The organism is Pseudomonas sp. Fl4BN1, from assembly GCF_009908285.1.
In the GTDB taxonomy this organism is placed as follows: Bacteria; Pseudomonadota; Gammaproteobacteria; order Pseudomonadales; family Pseudomonadaceae; genus Aquipseudomonas.
Window position 1 is genome coordinate 17,884 of the sequence record NZ_JAAARM010000006.1, and the last position, 19,463, is coordinate 37,346.

Annotated in this window: 22 protein-coding genes; all 22 read left to right on the forward strand. The window is 59.1% G+C overall.

The window, feature by feature from the left end; genetic code table 11:
* Window positions 1-51: 51 nt before the first annotated feature.
* The 22 genes from trmJ (at window position 52) to GV818_RS08750 (ending at window position 19,417) form a co-directional block, all read left to right on the forward strand.
* Window positions 52-825, forward strand: a complete 774-nt coding sequence (gene trmJ / locus GV818_RS08645) for a tRNA (cytosine(32)/uridine(32)-2'-O)-methyltransferase TrmJ (protein ID WP_161758256.1) — start codon at window positions 52-54, stop codon at window positions 823-825.
* Window positions 825-1,601, forward strand: a complete 777-nt coding sequence (gene cysE / locus GV818_RS08650; protein WP_161776354.1) for a serine O-acetyltransferase — start codon at window positions 825-827, stop codon at window positions 1,599-1,601. The genes trmJ and cysE overlap by 1 nt, the downstream gene beginning before the upstream one ends.
* Window positions 1,602-1,853: 252 nt before the next feature.
* Entirely contained in the window at window positions 1,854-2,345 is a 492-nt protein-coding gene (gene iscR, locus GV818_RS08655; RefSeq protein WP_011063217.1) for a Fe-S cluster assembly transcriptional regulator IscR, read from the forward strand.
* Between the two features lie 50 nt (window positions 2,346-2,395).
* Window positions 2,396-3,610 (forward strand): IscS subfamily cysteine desulfurase, encoded by a 1,215-nt coding sequence (locus tag GV818_RS08660; protein ID WP_161758258.1) that lies wholly within the window; start codon window positions 2,396-2,398, stop codon window positions 3,608-3,610.
* Between the two features lie 94 nt (window positions 3,611-3,704).
* Complete coding sequence (gene iscU, locus GV818_RS08665; RefSeq protein ID WP_003443374.1) at window positions 3,705-4,091, forward strand: Fe-S cluster assembly scaffold IscU; 387 nt, start codon at window positions 3,705-3,707, stop codon at window positions 4,089-4,091.
* Window positions 4,092-4,133: 42 nt separating this feature from the next.
* Window positions 4,134-4,457 carry an iron-sulfur cluster assembly protein IscA gene (gene iscA, locus GV818_RS08670; protein ID WP_020298469.1) on the forward strand — a complete coding sequence of 108 codons (324 nt, stop codon included), beginning with the start codon at window positions 4,134-4,136 and terminating at the stop codon, window positions 4,455-4,457.
* An 8-nt stretch (window positions 4,458-4,465) separates the two neighbouring features.
* The gene (hscB, locus tag GV818_RS08675) at window positions 4,466-4,987 is read left to right on the forward strand and encodes a co-chaperone HscB (RefSeq protein WP_011063215.1); all 522 of its coding nucleotides are present in this window, start codon (window positions 4,466-4,468) and stop codon (window positions 4,985-4,987) included.
* A gap of 51 nt (window positions 4,988-5,038) precedes the next feature.
* The gene (gene hscA, locus GV818_RS08680) at window positions 5,039-6,901 is read left to right on the forward strand and encodes a Fe-S protein assembly chaperone HscA (protein WP_161776355.1); all 1,863 of its coding nucleotides are present in this window, start codon (window positions 5,039-5,041) and stop codon (window positions 6,899-6,901) included.
* 3 nt (window positions 6,902-6,904) lie between these two features.
* On the forward strand, window positions 6,905-7,246 hold the full coding sequence (gene fdx / locus GV818_RS08685) for an ISC system 2Fe-2S type ferredoxin (RefSeq protein ID WP_161758260.1): 342 nt from the start codon (window positions 6,905-6,907) through the stop codon (window positions 7,244-7,246).
* A gap of 14 nt (window positions 7,247-7,260) precedes the next feature.
* Window positions 7,261-7,461: a Fe-S cluster assembly protein IscX gene (iscX, locus tag GV818_RS08690; protein ID WP_161758261.1), complete on the forward strand. Its 201-nt coding sequence runs from the start codon at window positions 7,261-7,263 to the stop codon at window positions 7,459-7,461.
* A gap of 94 nt (window positions 7,462-7,555) precedes the next feature.
* Window positions 7,556-7,981, forward strand: a complete 426-nt coding sequence (gene ndk, locus GV818_RS08695) for a nucleoside-diphosphate kinase (RefSeq protein WP_007916882.1) — start codon at window positions 7,556-7,558, stop codon at window positions 7,979-7,981.
* 28 nt (window positions 7,982-8,009) lie between these two features.
* Window positions 8,010-9,158, forward strand: coding sequence for a 23S rRNA (adenine(2503)-C(2))-methyltransferase RlmN (gene rlmN, locus GV818_RS08700; RefSeq protein ID WP_161758262.1), 1,149 nt, complete (start codon window positions 8,010-8,012; stop codon window positions 9,156-9,158).
* Between the two features lie 12 nt (window positions 9,159-9,170).
* Window positions 9,171-9,929: a type IV pilus biogenesis/stability protein PilW gene (gene pilW / locus GV818_RS08705; RefSeq protein WP_161758263.1), complete on the forward strand. Its 759-nt coding sequence runs from the start codon at window positions 9,171-9,173 to the stop codon at window positions 9,927-9,929.
* Window positions 9,929-10,933, forward strand: a complete 1,005-nt coding sequence (locus GV818_RS08710; RefSeq protein WP_161776356.1) for a RodZ domain-containing protein — start codon at window positions 9,929-9,931, stop codon at window positions 10,931-10,933. Before pilW ends, GV818_RS08710 begins: the two co-directional genes overlap by 1 nt.
* 3 nt (window positions 10,934-10,936) lie before the next feature.
* Entirely contained in the window at window positions 10,937-12,046 is a 1,110-nt protein-coding gene (gene ispG, locus GV818_RS08715; RefSeq protein ID WP_161776357.1) for a flavodoxin-dependent (E)-4-hydroxy-3-methylbut-2-enyl-diphosphate synthase, read from the forward strand.
* A gap of 23 nt (window positions 12,047-12,069) precedes the next feature.
* Window positions 12,070-13,359, forward strand: coding sequence for a histidine--tRNA ligase (hisS, locus tag GV818_RS08720; protein ID WP_161776358.1), 1,290 nt, complete (start codon window positions 12,070-12,072; stop codon window positions 13,357-13,359).
* A gap of 40 nt (window positions 13,360-13,399) precedes the next feature.
* The gene (locus GV818_RS08725; protein ID WP_161758267.1) at window positions 13,400-14,041 is read left to right on the forward strand and encodes a tetratricopeptide repeat protein; all 642 of its coding nucleotides are present in this window, start codon (window positions 13,400-13,402) and stop codon (window positions 14,039-14,041) included.
* Window positions 14,034-15,185, forward strand: coding sequence for an outer membrane protein assembly factor BamB (gene bamB / locus GV818_RS08730; protein WP_161758268.1), 1,152 nt, complete (start codon window positions 14,034-14,036; stop codon window positions 15,183-15,185). The genes GV818_RS08725 and bamB overlap by 8 nt, the downstream gene beginning before the upstream one ends.
* 141 nt (window positions 15,186-15,326) lie before the next feature.
* Window positions 15,327-16,799: a ribosome biogenesis GTPase Der gene (der, locus tag GV818_RS08735; protein WP_161758269.1), complete on the forward strand. Its 1,473-nt coding sequence runs from the start codon at window positions 15,327-15,329 to the stop codon at window positions 16,797-16,799.
* Between the two features lie 189 nt (window positions 16,800-16,988).
* A complete protein-coding gene (locus tag GV818_RS08740) occupies window positions 16,989-18,137 on the forward strand; it encodes a pyridoxal phosphate-dependent aminotransferase (RefSeq protein WP_161776359.1) in 1,149 nt (382 codons plus the stop codon).
* Complete coding sequence (locus GV818_RS08745) at window positions 18,125-18,916, forward strand: amidohydrolase (RefSeq protein ID WP_161776360.1); 792 nt, start codon at window positions 18,125-18,127, stop codon at window positions 18,914-18,916. The genes GV818_RS08740 and GV818_RS08745 overlap by 13 nt, the downstream gene beginning before the upstream one ends.
* A 93-nt stretch (window positions 18,917-19,009) precedes the next feature.
* On the forward strand, window positions 19,010-19,417 hold the full coding sequence (locus GV818_RS08750; RefSeq protein ID WP_161776361.1) for a hypothetical protein: 408 nt from the start codon (window positions 19,010-19,012) through the stop codon (window positions 19,415-19,417).
* The last annotated feature ends 46 nt before the right edge of the window (window positions 19,418-19,463 follow it).

The window sequence follows — 19,463 nt, forward strand, 5'->3', positions numbered from 1 at the left end:
CGCCCGTTCTGTAAGATTTGCTCCCCTTTCCTGTGTCCGAGAGCGCTCCCCTTGCTGCAGAACATTCGTGTCGTCCTGGTCAATACCAGTCATCCCGGCAACATCGGCGGGGCTGCGCGTGCCATGAAGAACATGGGGCTGTCGCGGCTGGTGCTGGTTGAGCCGCGGGTATTCCCGTCTCATGAGGCGGATGCGCGTGCCTCTGGTGCTGGCGATATCCTGCAAAGCGCCCAGGTGGTCGCCACGCTCGAAGAGGCGCTGGCGGGCTGCACCCTGGTGTTTGGCACCAGCGCTCGTGACCGGCGCATTCCCTGGCCGCTGCTCGATCCTCGTGAGTCTGGGCTCAAGGTGGTAGAAGAGGCTGGGCAGGGTGCGCAGATTGCCTTGGTGTTCGGTCGTGAAGATTCCGGCCTGACGAATGACGAGTTGCAGCGATGTCACTTCCATGTGCATATCCCGTCGGATCCTGAGTTCAGCTCGTTGAACCTGGCCACGGCGGTGCAGGTGCTGACCTATGAAGTGCGCATGTCCTGGCTGGCGGCCGAGGGTCGACCAAGCAAGATGGAAAAGGACGAAGTGGCTTCGCCGCGCAGTGAAGAGCTGGCGACCATGGATGAGTTGGAGCGGTTCTACGAGCATCTGCAGCAGACGCTGGTGGCGATCGACTTCCTTGATCCGGAGAAGCCGCGGCATTTGATGACGCGTCTGCGTCGGTTGTACGGCCGCAGTTCGGTCAGTCGGGCAGAAATGAATATATTGCGTGGCATCCTCACGGAAACCCAGAAAGCGGCCCGTGGAGAGCTACAAAAGCGGAAGGATCAATGATGTTCGAGCGTCTGCGTGAAGATATCCAAAGCGTATTCCATCGTGACCCGGCAGCGCGTAATGCCTTTGAGGTGCTGACCTGCTATCCGGGTATGCATGCGATCTGGATTCACCGACTATCCGGCGCCCTGTGGGGCATGGGTTGGAAGTGGCTGGCGCGACTGGTATCGAACTTCGGTCGCTGGTTGACCGGGATCGAGATTCATCCTGGGGCCAAGGTGGGTCGTCGTTTCTTCATCGACCATGGCATGGGCATCGTGATTGGCGAGACCGCCGAGATCGGTGATGACGTGACCCTTTATCAGGGTGTGACCCTGGGCGGAACCAGCTGGAACAAGGGCAAGCGCCATCCGACCCTGGAAGATGGGGTGGTGGTGGGGGCTGGCGCCAAAGTGCTGGGGCCCTTCACTGTTGGTGCGGGGGCCAAGGTCGGCTCCAATGCGGTGGTGACCAAGGCGGTGCCGGCCGGAGCGACGGTGGTTGGTATTCCGGGGCGGATCATCATGAAGTCCAATGATGAGCAGGAAGCCAAGCGCAAGGCGATGGCGGAAAAGCTTGGTTTCGATGCCTATGGCGTCGGTGAAGATATGCCGGACCCGGTGGCTCGGGCCATTGGTCAGTTGCTTGATCACCTGCAGGCGGTCGACGGCCGACTGGAGGGTATGTGTGGCGCCTTGAAGGATCTGGGCAGTGACTACTGCGCCAAGGATCTACCTGTGTTGCGGACAGAGGATTTTGCCGAGGTCAAAGGCAAGGGTGACAGTCAGCTCGGCTGAAGTCCTGGCGCCGGCTTCTTCTCTGGGGTTGGTCGGGCGGTGTTGCGTTTGTCGGTGAAAAGTCCTTGATGGTCGATAAGCGTCCCGCAGGTCAGTTGTTGCCATCCTGCTGTGCCATTACGTCGCAGACTTTGCTATGATTCGCGCGCTCTTTTGCGGGTAAACCCGACTAAAGTAGTTGGTCTTATAGTTGACTCGATTACTCGGGTATTGCATACTCGCTTCCATTCCGAAACTCCGTGGTGCTTGTCCATGCGACTGACTACTAAAGGCCGATACGCGGTGACTGCCATGCTCGATCTGGCGTTGCACGCGCAACATGGCCCGGTCTCCCTGGCCGATATTTCTGAGCGCCAAGGCATCTCCCTGTCTTACCTCGAACAGCTTTTTGCCAAACTGCGCCGCAGTAATTTGGTGTCCAGCGTCCGCGGTCCTGGTGGCGGCTATCAGCTGTCCCGCGACATGCAGGGGATCCAGGTGGCTCAGGTGATCGATGCGGTGAACGAATCGGTCGATGCCACCAAATGCCAGGGCCTGGGTGACTGCCACGCCGGCGACACCTGCCTGACCCATCACCTGTGGTGCGACCTGAGCCTGCAGATCCACGAATTTCTGAGCGGTATCAGCTTGGCTGACCTTGTCACTCGCCGTGAGGTGCAAGAAGTAGCCCAGCGTCAGGACCAGCGCCGTTGCAATGGCAAGGCGCCGCGCCTGGACAAGATTGAAGCGTCCGCCGTCGAATGACAGCCAAAGAGCTAGCGGCACGCCAGCCAGCCTGATTTAGGAGAGAGTCCATGAAATTGCCGATTTACCTTGATTACTCAGCGACTACACCGGTTGATCCGCGCGTCGCGCAAAAGATGAGTGAGTGCCTGCTGGTCGACGGAAACTTCGGTAACCCGGCGTCCCGCTCCCACGTGTTCGGCTGGAAAGCCGAAGAGTCGGTGGAAAATGCCCGTCGCCAAGTGGCTGACCTGGTCAACGCCGACCCGCGTGAAATCGTCTGGACCTCCGGTGCTACCGAGTCCGACAACCTGGCAATCAAGGGCGTCGCGCATTTCTACCACACCAAGGGCAAGCACCTGATCACCTCGAAGATCGAGCACAAGGCTGTCCTGGACACCATGCGCCAACTCGAGCGTGAAGGCTTCGAAGTCACCTACATCGAGCCTGGCGAAGACGGCCTGATCACTCCAGCCATGGTTGAAGCCGCGCTGCGTGACGACACCATCCTGGTTTCGATCATGCACGTGAACAACGAAATCGGCACCGTCAACGACATCGCTGCGATTGGCGAGCTGACTCGCTCCAAAGGCATTCTGTTCCACGTCGACGGCGCCCAGTCCACCGGCAAGGTCGAGATCGACCTGCAGGCCCTGAAAGTCGACCTGATGTCCTTCTGTGCTCACAAAACTTATGGCCCTAAAGGCATTGGCGCGCTGTACGTCAGCCGCAAGCCTCGTGTGCGCCTGGAAGCCGCCATGCACGGCGGCGGTCACGAGCGCGGCATGCGTTCCGGTACCCTGGCCACTCACCAGATCGTCGGCATGGGCGAAGCCTTCCGCCTCGCCAAGGAAGACATGGTGGCCGAGAACCTGCGCATCAAGGCCCTGAGTGACCGCTTCTACAAGCAGGTCGAGCATCTGGAAGAGCTGTACATCAATGGCAGCATGATCGCCCGTGTGCCGCACAACCTGAACCTGAGCTTCAACTACGTTGAAGGCGAATCGCTGATCATGGCCCTCAAGGACCTGGCAGTGTCTTCCGGTTCCGCTTGTACTTCGGCCTCCCTGGAGCCTTCGTACGTGCTGCGCGCCCTGGGTCGCAACGATGAGTTGGCCCACAGCTCGATCCGCTTCACCTTTGGTCGCTTCACCACCGAAGAAGAAATCGATTACGCGGCGCAGAAAGTTTGCGAAGCCGTCACCAAGCTGCGCGCTCTGTCGCCGCTGTGGGACATGTACAAAGACGGTGTCGATATCTCGAAAATCGAGTGGGCGGCGCACTGAATATAAGTCGCCGCACAGGGTTCTGTAGAGCGTACCGATAACGGCGATTTGCAGAACCCCAGAGCGACTCTCTGATGAGTGAGGATTAAGAATCATGGCTTACAGCGAAAAGGTCATCGACCACTACGAGAACCCGCGCAACGTCGGCAAGATGGATGCGGAAGATCCGGATGTCGGCACCGGCATGGTCGGTGCTCCTGCCTGCGGCGACGTGATGCGCCTGCAGATCAAGGTCAACGAGCAGGGCATCATCGAAGATGCCAAGTTCAAGACGTATGGCTGCGGTTCGGCAATCGCCTCCAGCTCCCTCGCCACTGAGTGGATGAAGGGCAAGACCCTGGATGAAGCCGAAACCATCAAGAACACTCAGCTGGCTGAAGAGCTGGCCCTGCCTCCAGTGAAGATCCACTGCTCGGTACTTGCCGAAGACGCCATCAAGGCGGCTGTTCGCGACTACAAGCAGAAGAAAGGCTTGATCTGATCGATCGGCTTTCACAGATTTGGCGACAAGTAAGGAGTCACGATGGCTATCAGCATGACAGAAGCGGCTGCTCAACACGTGCGACGTTCCCTCAATGGGCGCGGCAAGGGTGATGGGATTCGCCTGGGTGTTCGCACCACGGGCTGTTCCGGCCTTGCCTATGTGCTGGAGTTCGTCGACGAGGTTGGCGAGGACGATCAAGTGTTCGAGAGTCACGGCGAGAAAGTGATCATCGACCCGAAAAGCCTGACCTATCTGGATGGCACTGAGCTTGATTTCGTCAAGGAAGGGTTGAACGAAGGCTTCAAGTTCAACAACCCCAACGTGCGCGGTGAGTGTGGCTGCGGCGAAAGCTTCAACATCTGAGGCTTCTCGTGGGTACTCCTTGTCATTTCGCTTTATTTGAGCTGCAACCGAGCTTCCGCCTGGATCTCGAACAGCTGGCCGCGCGCTACCGTGAGTTGGCGCGTGGAGTTCATCCGGACCGTTTTGCCGATGCTTCCGAGCGCGAGCAGCGTCTGGCCCTGGAGCAGTCGGCAAGCCTCAATGAGGCTTACCAGACCCTCAAGAGTCCGCCCAAGCGCGCCCGTTATCTCCTGGCCTTGAATGGCGGTGAGTTGCCGCTGGAAGTCACGGTGCATGATCCGGAGTTTCTTCTGCAGCAGATGCAATGGCGCGAAGAGCTCGAAGACTTGCAGGACAGTGCCGATCTGGCTGGAGTGGCCGCGTTCAAGCGTCGACTCAAGACGGCTCAGGATGAACTGAACGAAAGCTTCGCAGCCTGTTGGGATGATGCAGCGCAGCGCGAACAGGCCGAACGCCTGATGCGGCGCATGCAGTTCCTCGACAAGCTCACCTACGAAGTGCGCCAATTAGAAGAGCGCCTCGACGATTAACCCAGTGCCGCTCCGGTCGCACGCCTGATATACAGATAAGTCCAGATAAGCATGGCCCTACTGCAGATCGCCGAACCCGGCCAAAGTCCTCAACCGCACCAGCGTCGCCTGGCTGTGGGGATCGACTTGGGTACTACCAATTCGCTGGTCGCTGCCTTGCGCAGTGGTCTTTCCGAGCCTCTGGCCGACGCGCAGGGTCAGGTGATTCTGCCGTCCGCCGTGCGTTATCACGCCGACCGCGTCGAAGTGGGCGAATCCGCTCGCCTGGCAGCGCCCACTGATCCTCTGAATACCGTGCTTTCGGTCAAGCGCCTGATGGGGCGCGGCCTGGCCGACGTCAAGCAGCTGGGTGAGCAGCTCCCCTATCGCTTTGTCGATGGTGAGTCGCACATGCCTTTCATTGAGACTATCCAGGGGCCGAAGAGCCCGGTGGAAGTGTCTGCTGAAGTGCTCAAGGTCCTGCGCCAGCGTGCCGAAGCGACCCTGGGTGGCGAGTTGGTAGGGGCAGTGATTACTGTTCCTGCATATTTCGATGATGCGCAGCGCCAAGCTACCAAGGACGCGGCCAAGCTGGCTGGTCTCAATGTGCTGCGCCTGCTCAATGAGCCGACCGCGGCTGCCGTGGCCTATGGTTTGGACCAGCACGCCGAAGGCGTGGTGGCGATCTACGACCTGGGCGGCGGTACTTTCGATATCTCCATTCTGCGCCTGACCGGCGGTGTCTTCGAAGTGCTGGCCACCGGTGGCGATACTGCGCTGGGCGGTGACGATTTCGATCACGCCATTGCCAGTTGGATCATCGAGGGCGCCGGCTTGTCTGCGGACCTGGATCCAGGAACTCAGCGCAGTCTGCTGCAAACTGCTTGCGCGGCCAAGGAAGCCTTGACCAGTGCCGCTTCGGTGGACGTGGTATACGGCGACTGGCGCGCAGCGCTGACCCGTGAAACCTTCGATTCCCTGATCGAGCCTTTGGTTGCCCGAAGCCTGAAAGCTTGCCGCCGCGCTGTACGTGATTCCAATGTCGAGTTGGAAGAAGTGCAGGCAGTGGTCATGGTCGGCGGTTCGACTCGCGTACCACGGGTGCGTGAAGCGGTCGCTGAAATGTTCGGTCGCCAGCCGTTGACCGAGATCGATCCGGATCAGGTGGTGGCCATTGGTGCTGCGATCCAGGCCGATACTTTGGCGGGCAACAAGCGTGAAGGCGGTGAGTTGCTGCTGCTGGACGTGATTCCGCTGTCCTTGGGGTTGGAAACCATGGGCGGGCTGATGGAGAAGGTGATTCCGCGCAACACCACCATCCCGGTTGCTCGTGCCCAGGACTTCACCACCTACAAGGATGGCCAGACGGCCATGATGATTCACGTGCTGCAAGGCGAGCGCGAGCTGATCAGTGACTGCCGCTCCCTGGCGCGTTTTGAATTGCGTGGCATCCCGCCGATGGTGGCTGGTGCGGCGAAAATTCGCGTGACCTTCCAGGTCGACGCCGATGGCCTGCTCAGCGTTTCTGCACGGGAGCTGGGCTCGGGTGTTGAAGCCAGTATCCAGGTCAAGCCGTCCTACGGCCTGACCGATGGTGAAATTGCCAAGATGCTCAAGGATTCCTTCCAGCATGCCAGCGACGACAAAGTGGCTCGTGTGCTGCGTGAGCAGCAGGTTGATGCTCAGCGTCTGATCGAGGCCGTACAGGGTGCACTGGAGGCTGATGGTGATCGCCTGCTGGACGCCGAAGAGCGCATGGTCATCGAGTTGCAGATGCAGGAACTGAGTGAATTGATGCGTGGCACCGATGGTTATGCCATCGAGCAGCAGACCAAGCGTCTGTCGCAAGTGACCGACGCCTTTGCTGCCCGCCGTCTGGATTCGACCGTGAAAGCCGCTCTGGCGGGGCGCAACCTGAATGAAATCGAGGAATAACTGATGCCGCAGATCATTTTTCTGCCACACGCCGTGTACTGCCCGGACGGTCTGGTTGTCGAGGTCGAGCCCGGCGTTTCGGTGCTCGACGTTGCCCATGACCACCATATCGAGATCGAGAGCGCCTGTGGTGGCGTCTGTGCCTGCACCACCTGTCACTGCATCATTCGCGAAGGGTTCGATTCGCTGAACGAGGCTGACGAGCTGGAAGAAGACTTGCTGGACAAGGCTTGGGGCCTGGAAGCACAGTCGCGCTTGTCGTGCCAGGCGATCGTCGGCGACGAAGACCTGACCGTTGAAATTCCCAAGTATTCACTCAACCATGCCGCCGAAGCGCCGCACTGATTCAAGGAGCCGTCATGAGTCTGCAGTGGGTTGATGTACTGGAAATCGCGATCCAGCTGGCTGAGTCCAAGCCAGATGTAGATCCGCGCTATGTGAACTTTGTCGACCTGCACCAATGGGTTCTGGCATTGCCAGAGTTCAGCGACGATCCGGCTCGCGGAGGCGAGAAGGTTCTTGAAGCAATTCAGGCCGCCTGGATCGACGAAGCGGACTGAATCCGCGGGCTACGCAGTTAGGCAATCCCTATAAACCCGCGTATAATTCGCGGGTTTAATTTTTCGCTTTAATCACCGTTTCTGGAGTTACACCATGGCTGTTCAACGTACTTTCTCCATCATCAAGCCTGACGCTGTTGCAAAAAACGTTATCGGCGAGATCACCACCCGTTTCGAAAAAGCTGGCCTGCGCGTTGTAGCTTCGAAACTGAAGCAACTGTCGAAAGCTGAAGCTGAAGGCTTCTACGCTGAGCACAGCGCTCGTGGTTTCTTCGGCGATCTGGTTGCTTTCATGATCTCTGGCCCGGTTGTTGTTCAGGTTCTGGAAGGCGAAAACGCTATCGCTCTGAACCGTGAGCTGATGGGCGCTACCAACCCTAAAGAAGCTGCTGCCGGCACCATCCGTGCTGACTTCGCTGACTCCATCGATGCCAACGCTGTGCACGGTTCGGACTCCGAAGCCGCTGCTGCTCGCGAAATCTCGTACTTCTTCGCAGCTACTGAAGTAACCACTCGCTAAGCATTGGCTTATGAGTGAAGGTGAATCCATGACTACATCGACTGCAAAAACTAACCTGCTGGGTCTGACTCAGCTGGAAATGGAAAAATTCTTCGACTCAATCGGGGAGAAGCGTTTCCGTGCCGGTCAGGTAATGAAGTGGATTCACCATCTTGGCGTCGATGATTTCGACGCCATGACGAACGTCAGCAAGGCCTTGCGCGACAAGCTCAAGGTTATTGCCGAAGTTCGCGGTCCCGAAGTGGTCAGCGAGGACATCTCCAGCGACGGCACCCGTAAATGGGTGGTGCGCGTGGCGTCCGGCAGCTGCGTCGAGACCGTGTACATCCCCCAGGGCAAGCGCGGCACTCTGTGCGTTTCGTCCCAGGCAGGCTGTGCCCTGGATTGCAGCTTCTGCTCCACCGGCAAGCAAGGCTTCAACAGTAACCTCACCGCCGCCGAAGTCATCGGCCAGGTGTGGATTGCCAACAAATCTTTTGGCAGCGTCCCGGCAACCGTCGACCGTGCCATCACCAACGTGGTGATGATGGGCATGGGTGAGCCGCTGCTGAACTTCGACAACGTGGTTGCGGCCATGCACCTGATGATGGACGACCTGGGCTACGGCATTTCCAAGCGCCGTGTGACCCTGTCGACCTCCGGCGTGGTACCGATGATTGATGAGCTGGCCAAGCACATCGACGTCTCCCTGGCGTTGTCGCTGCACGCACCGAATGATGCATTGCGTAACCAGTTGGTGCCGATCAACAAGAAGTATCCGCTGAAGATGCTTCTCGAGTCGTGCCAGCGCTATATGTCCTCCCTGGGCGAGAAGCGTGTGCTGACCATCGAGTACACCCTGCTCAAGGACATCAACGACAAGCTGGAACACGCGACGGAAATGGTCGAGTTGCTCAAGGATATTCCTTGCAAGATCAACCTGATCCCGTTTAACCCCTTCCCGCATTCTGGGTATGAGCGTCCAAGCAACAACGCCATTCGTCGCTTTCAGGACCAACTGCACCATGCCGGCTTCAATGTCACCGTGCGTACGACCCGTGGTGAAGATATCGATGCCGCCTGCGGTCAGTTGGTAGGGCAGGTGCTTGATCGCACCCGGCGCAGCGAACGCTATATCGCCGTGCGCGAATTGAGCGCCGACGCCGATATGCCGCAAAGCGCTGCGACCCGTACCTGAGAGAGGATCTCCATGGCTCTGCGCTTCGCGCTGCTCCTGCTTGTTGCCAGCCTCTGTGCTGGCTGTGTTCTATCGGGTGATTCCAACCCGATGAGCACCAGCAAGGGGCGTGATGAGGCGCGTGAGGCTTATGTGCAGTTGGGCCTGGGTTATTTGCAGCAGGGGATGAGCGAGCGGGCCAAGGTGCCCCTGAAAAAAGCTCTTGAACTGGCCCCGGGCGATGCTGATGTCAATGCGGCACTGGCACTGGCGTTTCAAGCTGAGATGGAACCAGTGCTTGCCGAAGAGTATTTTCGCAAGGCCCTGGCGGCGCGCCCTGACAGTGCGCGGATCCTCAATAACTACGGCAGCTTGCTCTTCGCAGAAAAACGTTACAAAGAGGCTTATCAGCGCTTCGAGCAAGCGGCTGCTGATACTCTGTATCCCGAGCGTTCCCGAGTGTTTGAAAACCTCGGTATGACCGCTTCGAAGCTGGGCCAGCGTGAGCTGGCCCAGTTACAACTGGAAAAAGCCCTGCGCCTGAATCACCAACAGCCTCGAGCATTGCTGGAAATGGCTGAGTTGTCTTACGAAGACAGGCATTATGTGCCCGCGCGTGACTATTACGATCGTTTTAGCCTGCTCGACGAGCAAAATGCACGTAGTCTATTGCTCGGCGTTCGGCTGGCAACGGTATTCGAAGATCGCGACAAGGCCGCCAGTTACGGTCTGCAACTAAAACGACTTTATCCCGGTACGCCGGAATATCAGCAATACCTGTCGGAGCAATGATGAAAGCGGCGCATCCCGAAGTTCAAGCAGTGACTCGCGTAAACCCCGGTGAGACCCTGCGTCAGGCCCGCGAAAGCAATAGTTGGTCGCTGGCTGAAGTAGCCCATAAGCTCAACCTCACCGTGAGCTCCCTGAGCAACCTGGAAGCCGGCGCGTTCGACAAGCTGCCGGGGAACACCTTTGCCCGTGGCTATATTCGCGCCTATGCCAAGTTGCTGGGCATGGATCAGGCGGTTCTGGTCCGGGAGTTCGATCAGTACACCGGTACCGACTCCCAGGGCAGCAACGTTCATGCCCTGGGTCGTATCGAAGAGCCAGTACGGGTTTCCCACACCATCCTGCGCATTGTCAGCTTGCTGCTGCTGGTGGCTGTGGTGGGTGGTGGTTTTATCTGGTGGCAGGATCAATCCTCCTTGCGTGGCAAAGAGCCGATGTCGTTGAGTCCCGAGCACGTCGAGGTCGAAGGCGCAGACGGTACCACGCAGATTCACCCGATCGACGAACCGGAAGACCAGGCCGTTGCCGAGGGCCAGAGCGAAGCTGAGGCCAATGCCGCGCAAACCGAGAGTCTGGCGTCGGCCGAAGCTCCTGCTGCTGCACCATTAGTCTCGGCCTCGGTGGCGACGCCTGTCGCGCCAGTGGCTCCAGCGCATACCACGCCGGTTGTCGCACCCGTGGTCACGACTCCCGTGGTTCAGGCCGTTGCCCCAGCGGTCCCGGCAAACCCTGCCAGCGTGTCGTCTCCGGCAACTCCAGCAGCAGGCTCGGCCCAGGTACAGATCCAGTTCAGCGCCGACTGCTGGGCCCAGGTTACTGATGGCAATGGCAGGGTTCTGCTCAGCGCCCTCAAGCGCAAGGGTGAAACCATCGATGTCAGCGGCAAGCCGCCTTTTGCCGTGCGTCTGGGTTATGCCCGCGGCGCACAAATCACTTACAACGGTCAGGCGGTAGATATCGCCCCGTTCACCAGTGGCGAGACCGCTCGCCTGAAGTTAGGTCAATAAGTCATGCACGGCGAATCTCCAATCAAGCGTCGCGAGTCCCGCAAGATCTGGGTCGGCTCGGTACCGGTCGGTGGCGATGCCCCGATTGCAGTGCAGAGTATGACCAACAGCGATACCAACGACGTGGCTGCAACTGTGGCCCAGATCAACCGCCTGGAAGCTGCCGGTGTCGATATCGTGCGGATTTCGGTACCGGACATGGACGCCGCCGAGGCGTTTGGCCGGATCAAGCAGTTGGTCAAGGTACCTCTGGTAGCCGATATTCATTTCGACTACAAAATCGCCTTGCGCGTGGCTGAGCTGGGTGTTGACTGCCTGCGGATCAATCCGGGCAACATTGGTCGCGAAGACCGAGTGCGTGCGGTGGTGGATGCCGCCCGTGATCGCGGGATCCCGATTCGCATCGGGGTCAACGCCGGCTCCCTGGAAAAAGACCTGCAGAAGAAGTACGGCGAACCGACCCCAGCAGCGCTGGTAGAGTCGGCACTGCGTCACGTTGAGCACCTAGAGCGCCTGAACTTCAAGGATTTCAAGGTCAGTGTGAAGGCGTCGGACGTGTTCATGGCCGTTGAAGCCTACCGTTTGCTGGCCAAGGAAATCATCCAGCCCCTGCACCTGGGCATCACCGAAGCTGGTGGATTGCGCTCAGGCACGGTGAAATCTGCAGTCGGCCTCGGTATGCTGCTGGCCGAAGGAATTGGCGATACCATTCGCATCTCGTTGGCGGCCGACCCGGTCGAGGAAGTGAAGGTCGGCTACGACATTCTCAAGTCCCTGCACCTGCGTTCCCGTGGCATCAACTTCATTGCCTGCCCGAGTTGCTCGCGGCAGAACTTTGATGTGGTGAAAACCATGAACGAGTTGGAAGTGCGCCTTGAAGACTTGCTGGTGCCTATGGATGTCGCAGTGATCGGTTGCGTGGTCAACGGCCCGGGTGAAGCCAAAGAGGCGCACATTGGCCTGACCGGCGGCACACCGAACCTGATCTATATCGATGGCAAGCCAGCGCAGAAACTGACCAATGACAATCTGGTGGAAGAGCTTGAAAGGCTGATCCGGCAGAAGGCGGCCGAAAAGGTCGAAGCCGACGCGGCGCTGATCGCCCGCGGCTAACCGAACGTATTTAAGGATTTTTTGTGAGCAAGTCTCTGCAAGCCATTCGTGGCATGAATGACATCCTGCCCGAGCAGACGCCCCTGTGGCGCTACTTCGAGGGCACCGTGGCGCGTCTGCTGGATAACTACGGTTACAAGCAGATCCGCATGCCGATCGTCGAGTTCACCGAGCTGTTCAAGCGCTCCATCGGTGAAGTGACTGACATCGTCGAAAAAGAGATGTACACCTTCGAAGACCGTAACGGCGACTCCCTGACCCTGCGTCCGGAAGGTACCGCGGCTTGCGTACGCGCAGCGCTGGAGCACGGCATCACTGGCGGTGGCCAGGTGCAGAAACTCTGGTACATCGGCCCGATGTTCCGCCACGAGCGCCCGCAGAAGGGTCGCTATCGTCAGTTCCACCAGATCGGTTGTGAGGTATTCAACCTGGATGGTCCCGACATCGATGCCGAGTTGATCGTGCTGACGTGGCGCTTGTGGGGCGAGTTGGGTATCCGTGATGCGGTCAAGCTCGAACTCAATAGCCTGGGCACCAGCGAAGCGCGCGCGCGTTATCGCGAGGCGTTGGTCGAGTTTCTCTCTGCGCGCCTGGACCAGTTGGATGAAGACAGCCAGCGCCGTCTGAAGACCAATCCACTGCGAGTCCTCGATACCAAGCACCCCGAGACTCAAGCCGTTCTGGTGGATGCCCCGAAACTGGCCGACTATCTCGACGAAGAGTCCCGTGTGCATTTCGAGGGCCTTAAGGCTCGCCTGGATGCTGCCGGTATTCCGTATGTGATCAATCCCAAGCTGGTTCGCGGCCTGGATTACTACAGCAAGACCGTTTTCGAGTGGGTCACCGACAAGCTCGGTGCCCAGGGCACTGTCTGTGCTGGCGGCCGTTACGACGGTCTGGTCGAGCAAATGGGCGGCAAGCCGACCCCGGGCGTTGGTTTCGCCATGGGTATCGAGCGCCTGGTACTGCTGCTGGAAACCCTGGAGCAGATCCCGCAAGAGATTTCCCGTCAGGTTGACGTCTACCTCTGTGCCTTTGGTGAGGCCGCCGAGCTGGCAGCACTGGCCCTGAGTGAGCGTGTGCGTGATCAGTTGCCGAACCTGCGTCTGCAGGTCAACGCCGGCGCTGGCAGCTTCAAGAGCCAATTCAAAAAGGCCGACAAGAGCGGTGCGCTGTACGCGCTGATCCTCGGTGACGACGAACTGGCCCAGCAAGTGGTAGGTTTCAAACCCCTGCGTGGCCAGGGTGAACAACAAAGCATTGCCTGGGATGCACTCGCTGCGCACCTGGCCACCTGCGTCGTGCAGGGTTGAAGCTGTCAAACAGCCGATTTAGCGAATAAGGAGTATTGGGGTGTCGAGTACCGAAGATGAACAGCTGGCGGAATTGAAAGACTGGTGGCAGCGTAACGGCAAACCCCTGGTGACTGGCGGCCTGCTGGCCCTGGTTATCGTGTTCGGCTGGCAAGCCTGGCACAAGTATCAGAACAATCAGTCGCAAGGTGCTTCGGTGCTCTATCAGCAACTGCTGGAAACCACCCTGACGCCTGATGGCAAGCCTGACACTGCCCGTGTTGCGGACCTGGCCGGCAAACTCAACAGCGAGTTCGGTGGCACCGCCTACGCGCAGTACGGCAGCCTGTTCGTGGCCAAGGTGGCAGTGGACACTGGCAAGCTGGACGACGCAGCGGCGCAACTCAAGGCCATTGCCGACAAGCCGGTGAACGCGACCCTGGGTGAAGTGGCGCGTCAGCGTCTGGCTCAGGTACTGGCGGCGCAGAATAAGGCCGATGAAGCCCTGAAACTGCTCGACGGCGATGCCGACAAGGCGTTTCTGGCGACCCGTGAAGAGCTCAAGGGTGATCTGCTGGTCCAGTTGGGCCGTGTGGATGAAGCCCATGCGGCGTACCAAAAAGCCAAGGCGGCGCTGTCGGATGAAGCGGCGGTCGGTGGCTTACAAATCAAGCTGGACGACCTGGCCAAAGGGGATGCATGACGTGATCCGTTGGAAACATGCAGCATTGCTGGCTCTGGCCTTGTTGGCCGCGGGTTGCAGCAGCAACAGCAAGAAAGAACTGCCACCGGCTGAGCTGGTCGACTTCAAAGAAGAAGTGGTCCTGCAAAAGCAGTGGAGCCGTTCGATCGGTGACGGTCAGGGCGAAACCTACAACATGCTGGTGCCAGCCATCGATGGTGACACCATCTATGCTGCTGACGTGACTGGCGTGGTGGTTTCCATGGATCGCATTAACGGCGACGTCAAATGGAAGAAAGATCTCGAGCTGCCCGTTTCCGGCGCTGTTGGCGTGGGTTATGGCCTGGTCATGATCGGCACCCTGAAAGGCGAAGTGGTAGCCCTGGATGCCTCCAGTGGTGAAGAGAAATGGCGTGCCCGCGTTACCAGTGAAGTGTTGGCTCCGCCAGCTACCAATGGTGATGTGGTGGTAGTCCAGACTCAGGATGACCGAGTGATTGGCCTTGAAGCCAGCACTGGCCACCAGATCTGGCTCTACGACAGCACCCCGGCGGTGTTGACCTTGCGGGGCACCAGTGCACCGTTGGCAACCAATCGCCTGGCCCTGGCCGGTCTCTCCACCGGCAAGGTGGTGGCGCTGGATATCCGCAACGGCGTGCCGGTGTGGGAGCAGCGTATAGCGATTCCACAAGGTCGTTCCGAGCTGGATCGGGTGGTGGACATCGACGGCGGCTTGCTGCTGTCCGGCGGTACACTGTATGTCGCCAGTTACCAGGGGCGTGTTGTTGCCCTGGACCTGGAGAGCGGCCGTCCGCTGTGGCAGCGTGATGCTTCCAGCTACGCCGGTGTTGCCCAAGGTTTTGGCAGTGTTTATGTCAGCCTGTCCTCGGGTACGGTGGAAGGTGTGGACGAGCGTTCGACTACTGCCCTGTGGAGCAACGACTCCCTGGCTCGCCGTCAACTGTCGGCACCGGAAGTCTTCTCCAGCTACGTAGCGGTGGGTGACCTGGAAGGTTACCTGCACCTACTGAGCCAGGTTGACGGTCGTTTCGTCGGCCGTGTGCGCATCGACAGCGATGGCCTGCGGGCCCGACCGCTGGTGATGGGCGATATGATTTATGTGTATGGCAACAGCGGCAAACTGGAAGCCCTGACCATCAAGTAATGGTTTGACTATGCTTGGGGTTGATTCCCCAAGCGGCCTTGTCTCGACAAGGTTCGCAGCACGTCAAGGTGCTGCCCCGAGCACCAGCCGCTGCCTCGCAGCGGCTTTTGTATTTTCTGAAATAACGCAGTGGAGAGCCGCATGGTTCCCGTAATCGCCCTGGTGGGCCGACCTAACGTCGGCAAGTCCACCTTGTTCAACCGCCTGACTCGGACTCGCGACGCCATTGTCGGCGACCTGTCCGGTCTGACCCGTGATCGCCAATACGGTGAGGCCAAGTGGCAAGGGCGTACCTATATTTTGATCGACACCGGTGGTATTTCCGGTGACGAGCATGGCATGGACGAAAAGATGGCCGAGCAGTCGCTGCTGGCCATTGAAGAAGCTGATGTGGTGTTGTTCCTGGTGGACGCCAAGGCCGGGTTTACCGCGGCCGACCAGATGATCGGCGAACACCTGCGCAAACGTAACAAGACCTCCTATGTGGTCGCGAACAAGGTCGACAACATCGACCCGGACATGGCTCGCGCCGAGTTCGCGCCGCTGGGCATGGGCGATGCGATCCCGGTCGCCGGTGCCCATGGTCGTGGCATCACCCAGATGCTGGAAATCGCCCTGCGCGAATTCCCGAAAGACGATGAAGATGCGCCGGAAGACGGTGAGGAAGAGATCGTTGCCGAAGGCGAGGAAGCCAAGCGCATTCCTGGCCCAAGCGAAAAAGACGGCATCAAGATAGCGATCATTGGTCGTCCGAACGTCGGCAAATCGACCCTGGTCAACCGCATGCTCGGTGAAGACCGGGTCATCGTGTACGACCAGCCAGGCACCACGCGCGACAGCATTTACATTCCCTTCGAGCGTAACGAAGAGAAGTACACGCTGATCGACACTGCCGGTGTGCGCAAGCGCGGCAAGATCCACGAGGAAGTCGAAAAGTTCTCGGTGGTCAAAACCCTGCAAGCGATCAAAGACGCCAACGTGGTGATCTTCGTCATGGACGCCCGCGAAGGCGTGGTGGACCACGACCTGAACCTGTTGGGCTTTGCCCTGGAAGCCGGTCGGGCCTTGGTGATCGCTCTGAACAAATGGGACGGCATGACGCCGGGCGAACGCGACTACGTGAAGACCGAGCTGCAACGCCGGTTGTTCTTCGTCGACTTCGCCGATATCCACTTCATCTCGGCATTGCACGGTACTGGCGTGGGCAACCTCTACCAGTCGGTGCAGAACTCCTTCAAGTCGGCGGTGACTCGCTGGCCTACCAGCCGCCTGACCCAGATCCTCGAAGACGCCGTTGGCGAGCATGCTCCGCCGATGGTCAACAATCGTCGGATCAAGTTGCGCTACGCCCACTTGGGCGGTGCCAACCCACCGTTGATCGTGATCCACGGCAACCAGGTGGAGAAGGTGCCGAAGTCCTATGTGCGTTACCTAGAAAACACCTACCGTCGAGTGCTGAAGCTGGTGGGTACGCCAATCCGTATCGAGTTCAAAGGTGGCGAGAACCCGTACGAAGGCAACAAGAACACGCTGACTGACCGTCAGGTCAACAAGAAGCGTCGTTTGATGACCCACCACAAGAAGGCCGACAAAAAGCGCCGTGACAAGCGCTGAGTGACCTTGTAGCAGCCGGCTTGCAGGCGAGCGATAGCGCGGATTCAACGCTTCGCTGACAAGCCAGAGGTTACGGATGTGGTAGTGGAAGGAGGGCGCCCATGGCGCCCTTTTTCATGCCTGGTGTTTGGGCTATTCTCGGGGGCCTCCCGCGCCTTCGTAGAGCCGGGTGTCCAGCAGGGAGCCCTCATGATCACCAGTAAGCTGCCGAATGTCGGCACCACCATCTTCACGCAAATGTCCCAGCTCGCGGCGGATACCGGAGCGCTCAACCTGTCCCAGGGTTTTCCTGATTTTAACGGCCCGCAAGCGTTGCTCGATGCGGTTGGCCGTCACGTTGCCAGTGGTCATAACCAGTACGCGCCAATGACCGGCCTGTCGGCCCTGCGGCAGCAGGTGGCGGCGAAAATCGCCCGCAGCTATGGCGTTCAGGTCAATGCCGACAGCGAAGTAACCATCACGCCGGGGGCGACCCAGGCGATCTTCTGTGCGATCCAGGCGGTGATCCAGCACGGTGATGAGGTCATCGTCTTTGACCCCAGCTACGACAGCTATGAGCCAGCGGTAGAACTGGCTGGTGGCCGTTGCGTGCATGTGCAACTGGGCCAGGATGACTTTGCCATCGACTGGCAGAGCCTCGGTGAGGCGTTGAGTACGCGTACGCGGATGATCATCCTCAACACACCGCACAATCCCTGTGGTGCCCTGGTCAGTCGTGCCGAGCTGGATCAGTTGGCGATGTTGATCCGTGATCGCGACATCTACCTGGTCAGCGACGAGGTCTACGAGCACCTGGTGTTCGACGGCGTGCCGCACGTCAGCGTGCTGGCTCACGAAGAGCTTTACCAACGGGCTTTTGTGGTCAGCTCGTTCGGCAAGACCTATCACGTAACTGGCTGGAAGACCGGTTATGTCATTGCTCCACCGGCCCTGAGCGCCGAGCTGCGCAAGGTGCATCAATATGTCAGCTTCTGTGGTGTCACCCCTTTGCAGTACGCTCTGGCGGACTTCATGGCCGAGCACCCGGAGCATGTCGAAGAACTGCCGGCCTTCTATCAGGCCAAGCGTGATCTGTTCTGCGATTTGCTGAGCCCTTCGCGTTTCAGATTTACCCGGGTGGCCGGCACTTACTTTCAACTGGTGGACTATTCGCAGATTCGTCCAGACTTGAATGATGTCGACATGGCGATCTGGATGACTCGCGAGCACGGCGTGGCAGCCATTCCAGTGTCGGTGTTCTATCAGGACCCGCCCCAGGGACAGCGACTGGTGCGTCTGTGTTTTGCCAAGCGCGAGGAGACGCTGCGTCAGGCGGCGGAGAAACTATGCGTGATCTGAGTGCATTACCTGATCTGAATCTGGCTCTGATTCAGACCACCCTGGCCTGGCACGACCGTCAGGCCAACTTCGAGCATTTCGAGCAGTTACTGGAGCAGGCCCGTGGTGCTGACCTGGTCATCCTGCCGGAAATGTTCACCACCGGCTTCTCCATGGAGTCCGTGACCTTGGCGGAAGCGGAGAACGGTCCTACCAGCAAATGGCTGCGTTGCCAGGCGAAGAAGCTCAACGCAGTGATCACTGGCAGTGTGATCGTCCAGGCAGCGGACGGCAGCCACCGTAATCGTTTGTTGTGGGCGCGTCCTGACGGTGAAGTCTGGCACTACGACAAGCGTCACCTGTTCCGCATGGCCGGCGAGCACAATCACTTCACCCCGGGAGAGCGCCAGGTGCAGTTCGAGCTCAAGGGCTGGCGTATTCGCCCGCTGATCTGCTACGACCTGCGTTTTCCAGTGTGGAGTCGGGATGCCCAGGACACTGACCTGCTGCTGTATACCGCCAACTGGCCTGGCGCCCGGCGTCTGCACTGGAACCGCTTGCTGCCGGCCCGGGCGATTGAAAACCTGTGTTACGTGGCTGCGGTGAACCGGGTCGGCACGGATGGTAAAGGCTTCGCTTACACCGGCGACAGCCAAGTGCTGGATTTCCAGGGTGAGACCCTGCTCGGTGCCGGTGAGGCGGATGGGGTGTTTCAGGTCTGCCTGAATGCCGGGGAACTGGCGGCTTATCGTGCGCGTTTTCCGGCGAATCTCGATGCCGATACCTTCCAGTTCACTTGAGAAACGCATAGAGATACACATTTTATTACATTTTCGTCATATCAAGGTTCTGCGCTGAAAGCCGATAGGGCGGTCAACCTAGGAGGAGTCGTTATGACCAGCATCAGCGCTATTACCGCCAACCCTTATCCTGTTGCCGCCCCGAAAGCCGCAGTGGACGGGCACGACGAAACCGGCGCCGGCAAGCTTCAGTCCATGGAGGACACGTCCGGCACCGACGGTCAGGAACTGCGGGTCAATTCCCCCGATGCCAGTATTGATGCGGTCAAGGCGAGTGGCAATTCTATCGAGGAGTTGGAAAAGCAGATCGAGCAAACCCAAGAGATGCTTGCTCAGCAACAGGCGCAGTTGGCGGACATGCAGAAAAGCCAGGCTAGCGACGAGCAGAAGGCCATGCAGGCCATGGAAATGCAGACCCAGATCGCAGTGACTAGCAGCAACCTGCTGGCCCTGCAGGCCGCGTTGCTGCAAGCGATCTTCGGTATTGATGTCCATGCCTGATCGCTGATGTATCCGTGCATTGTCCGGATACGATCAAGCCTTGCTG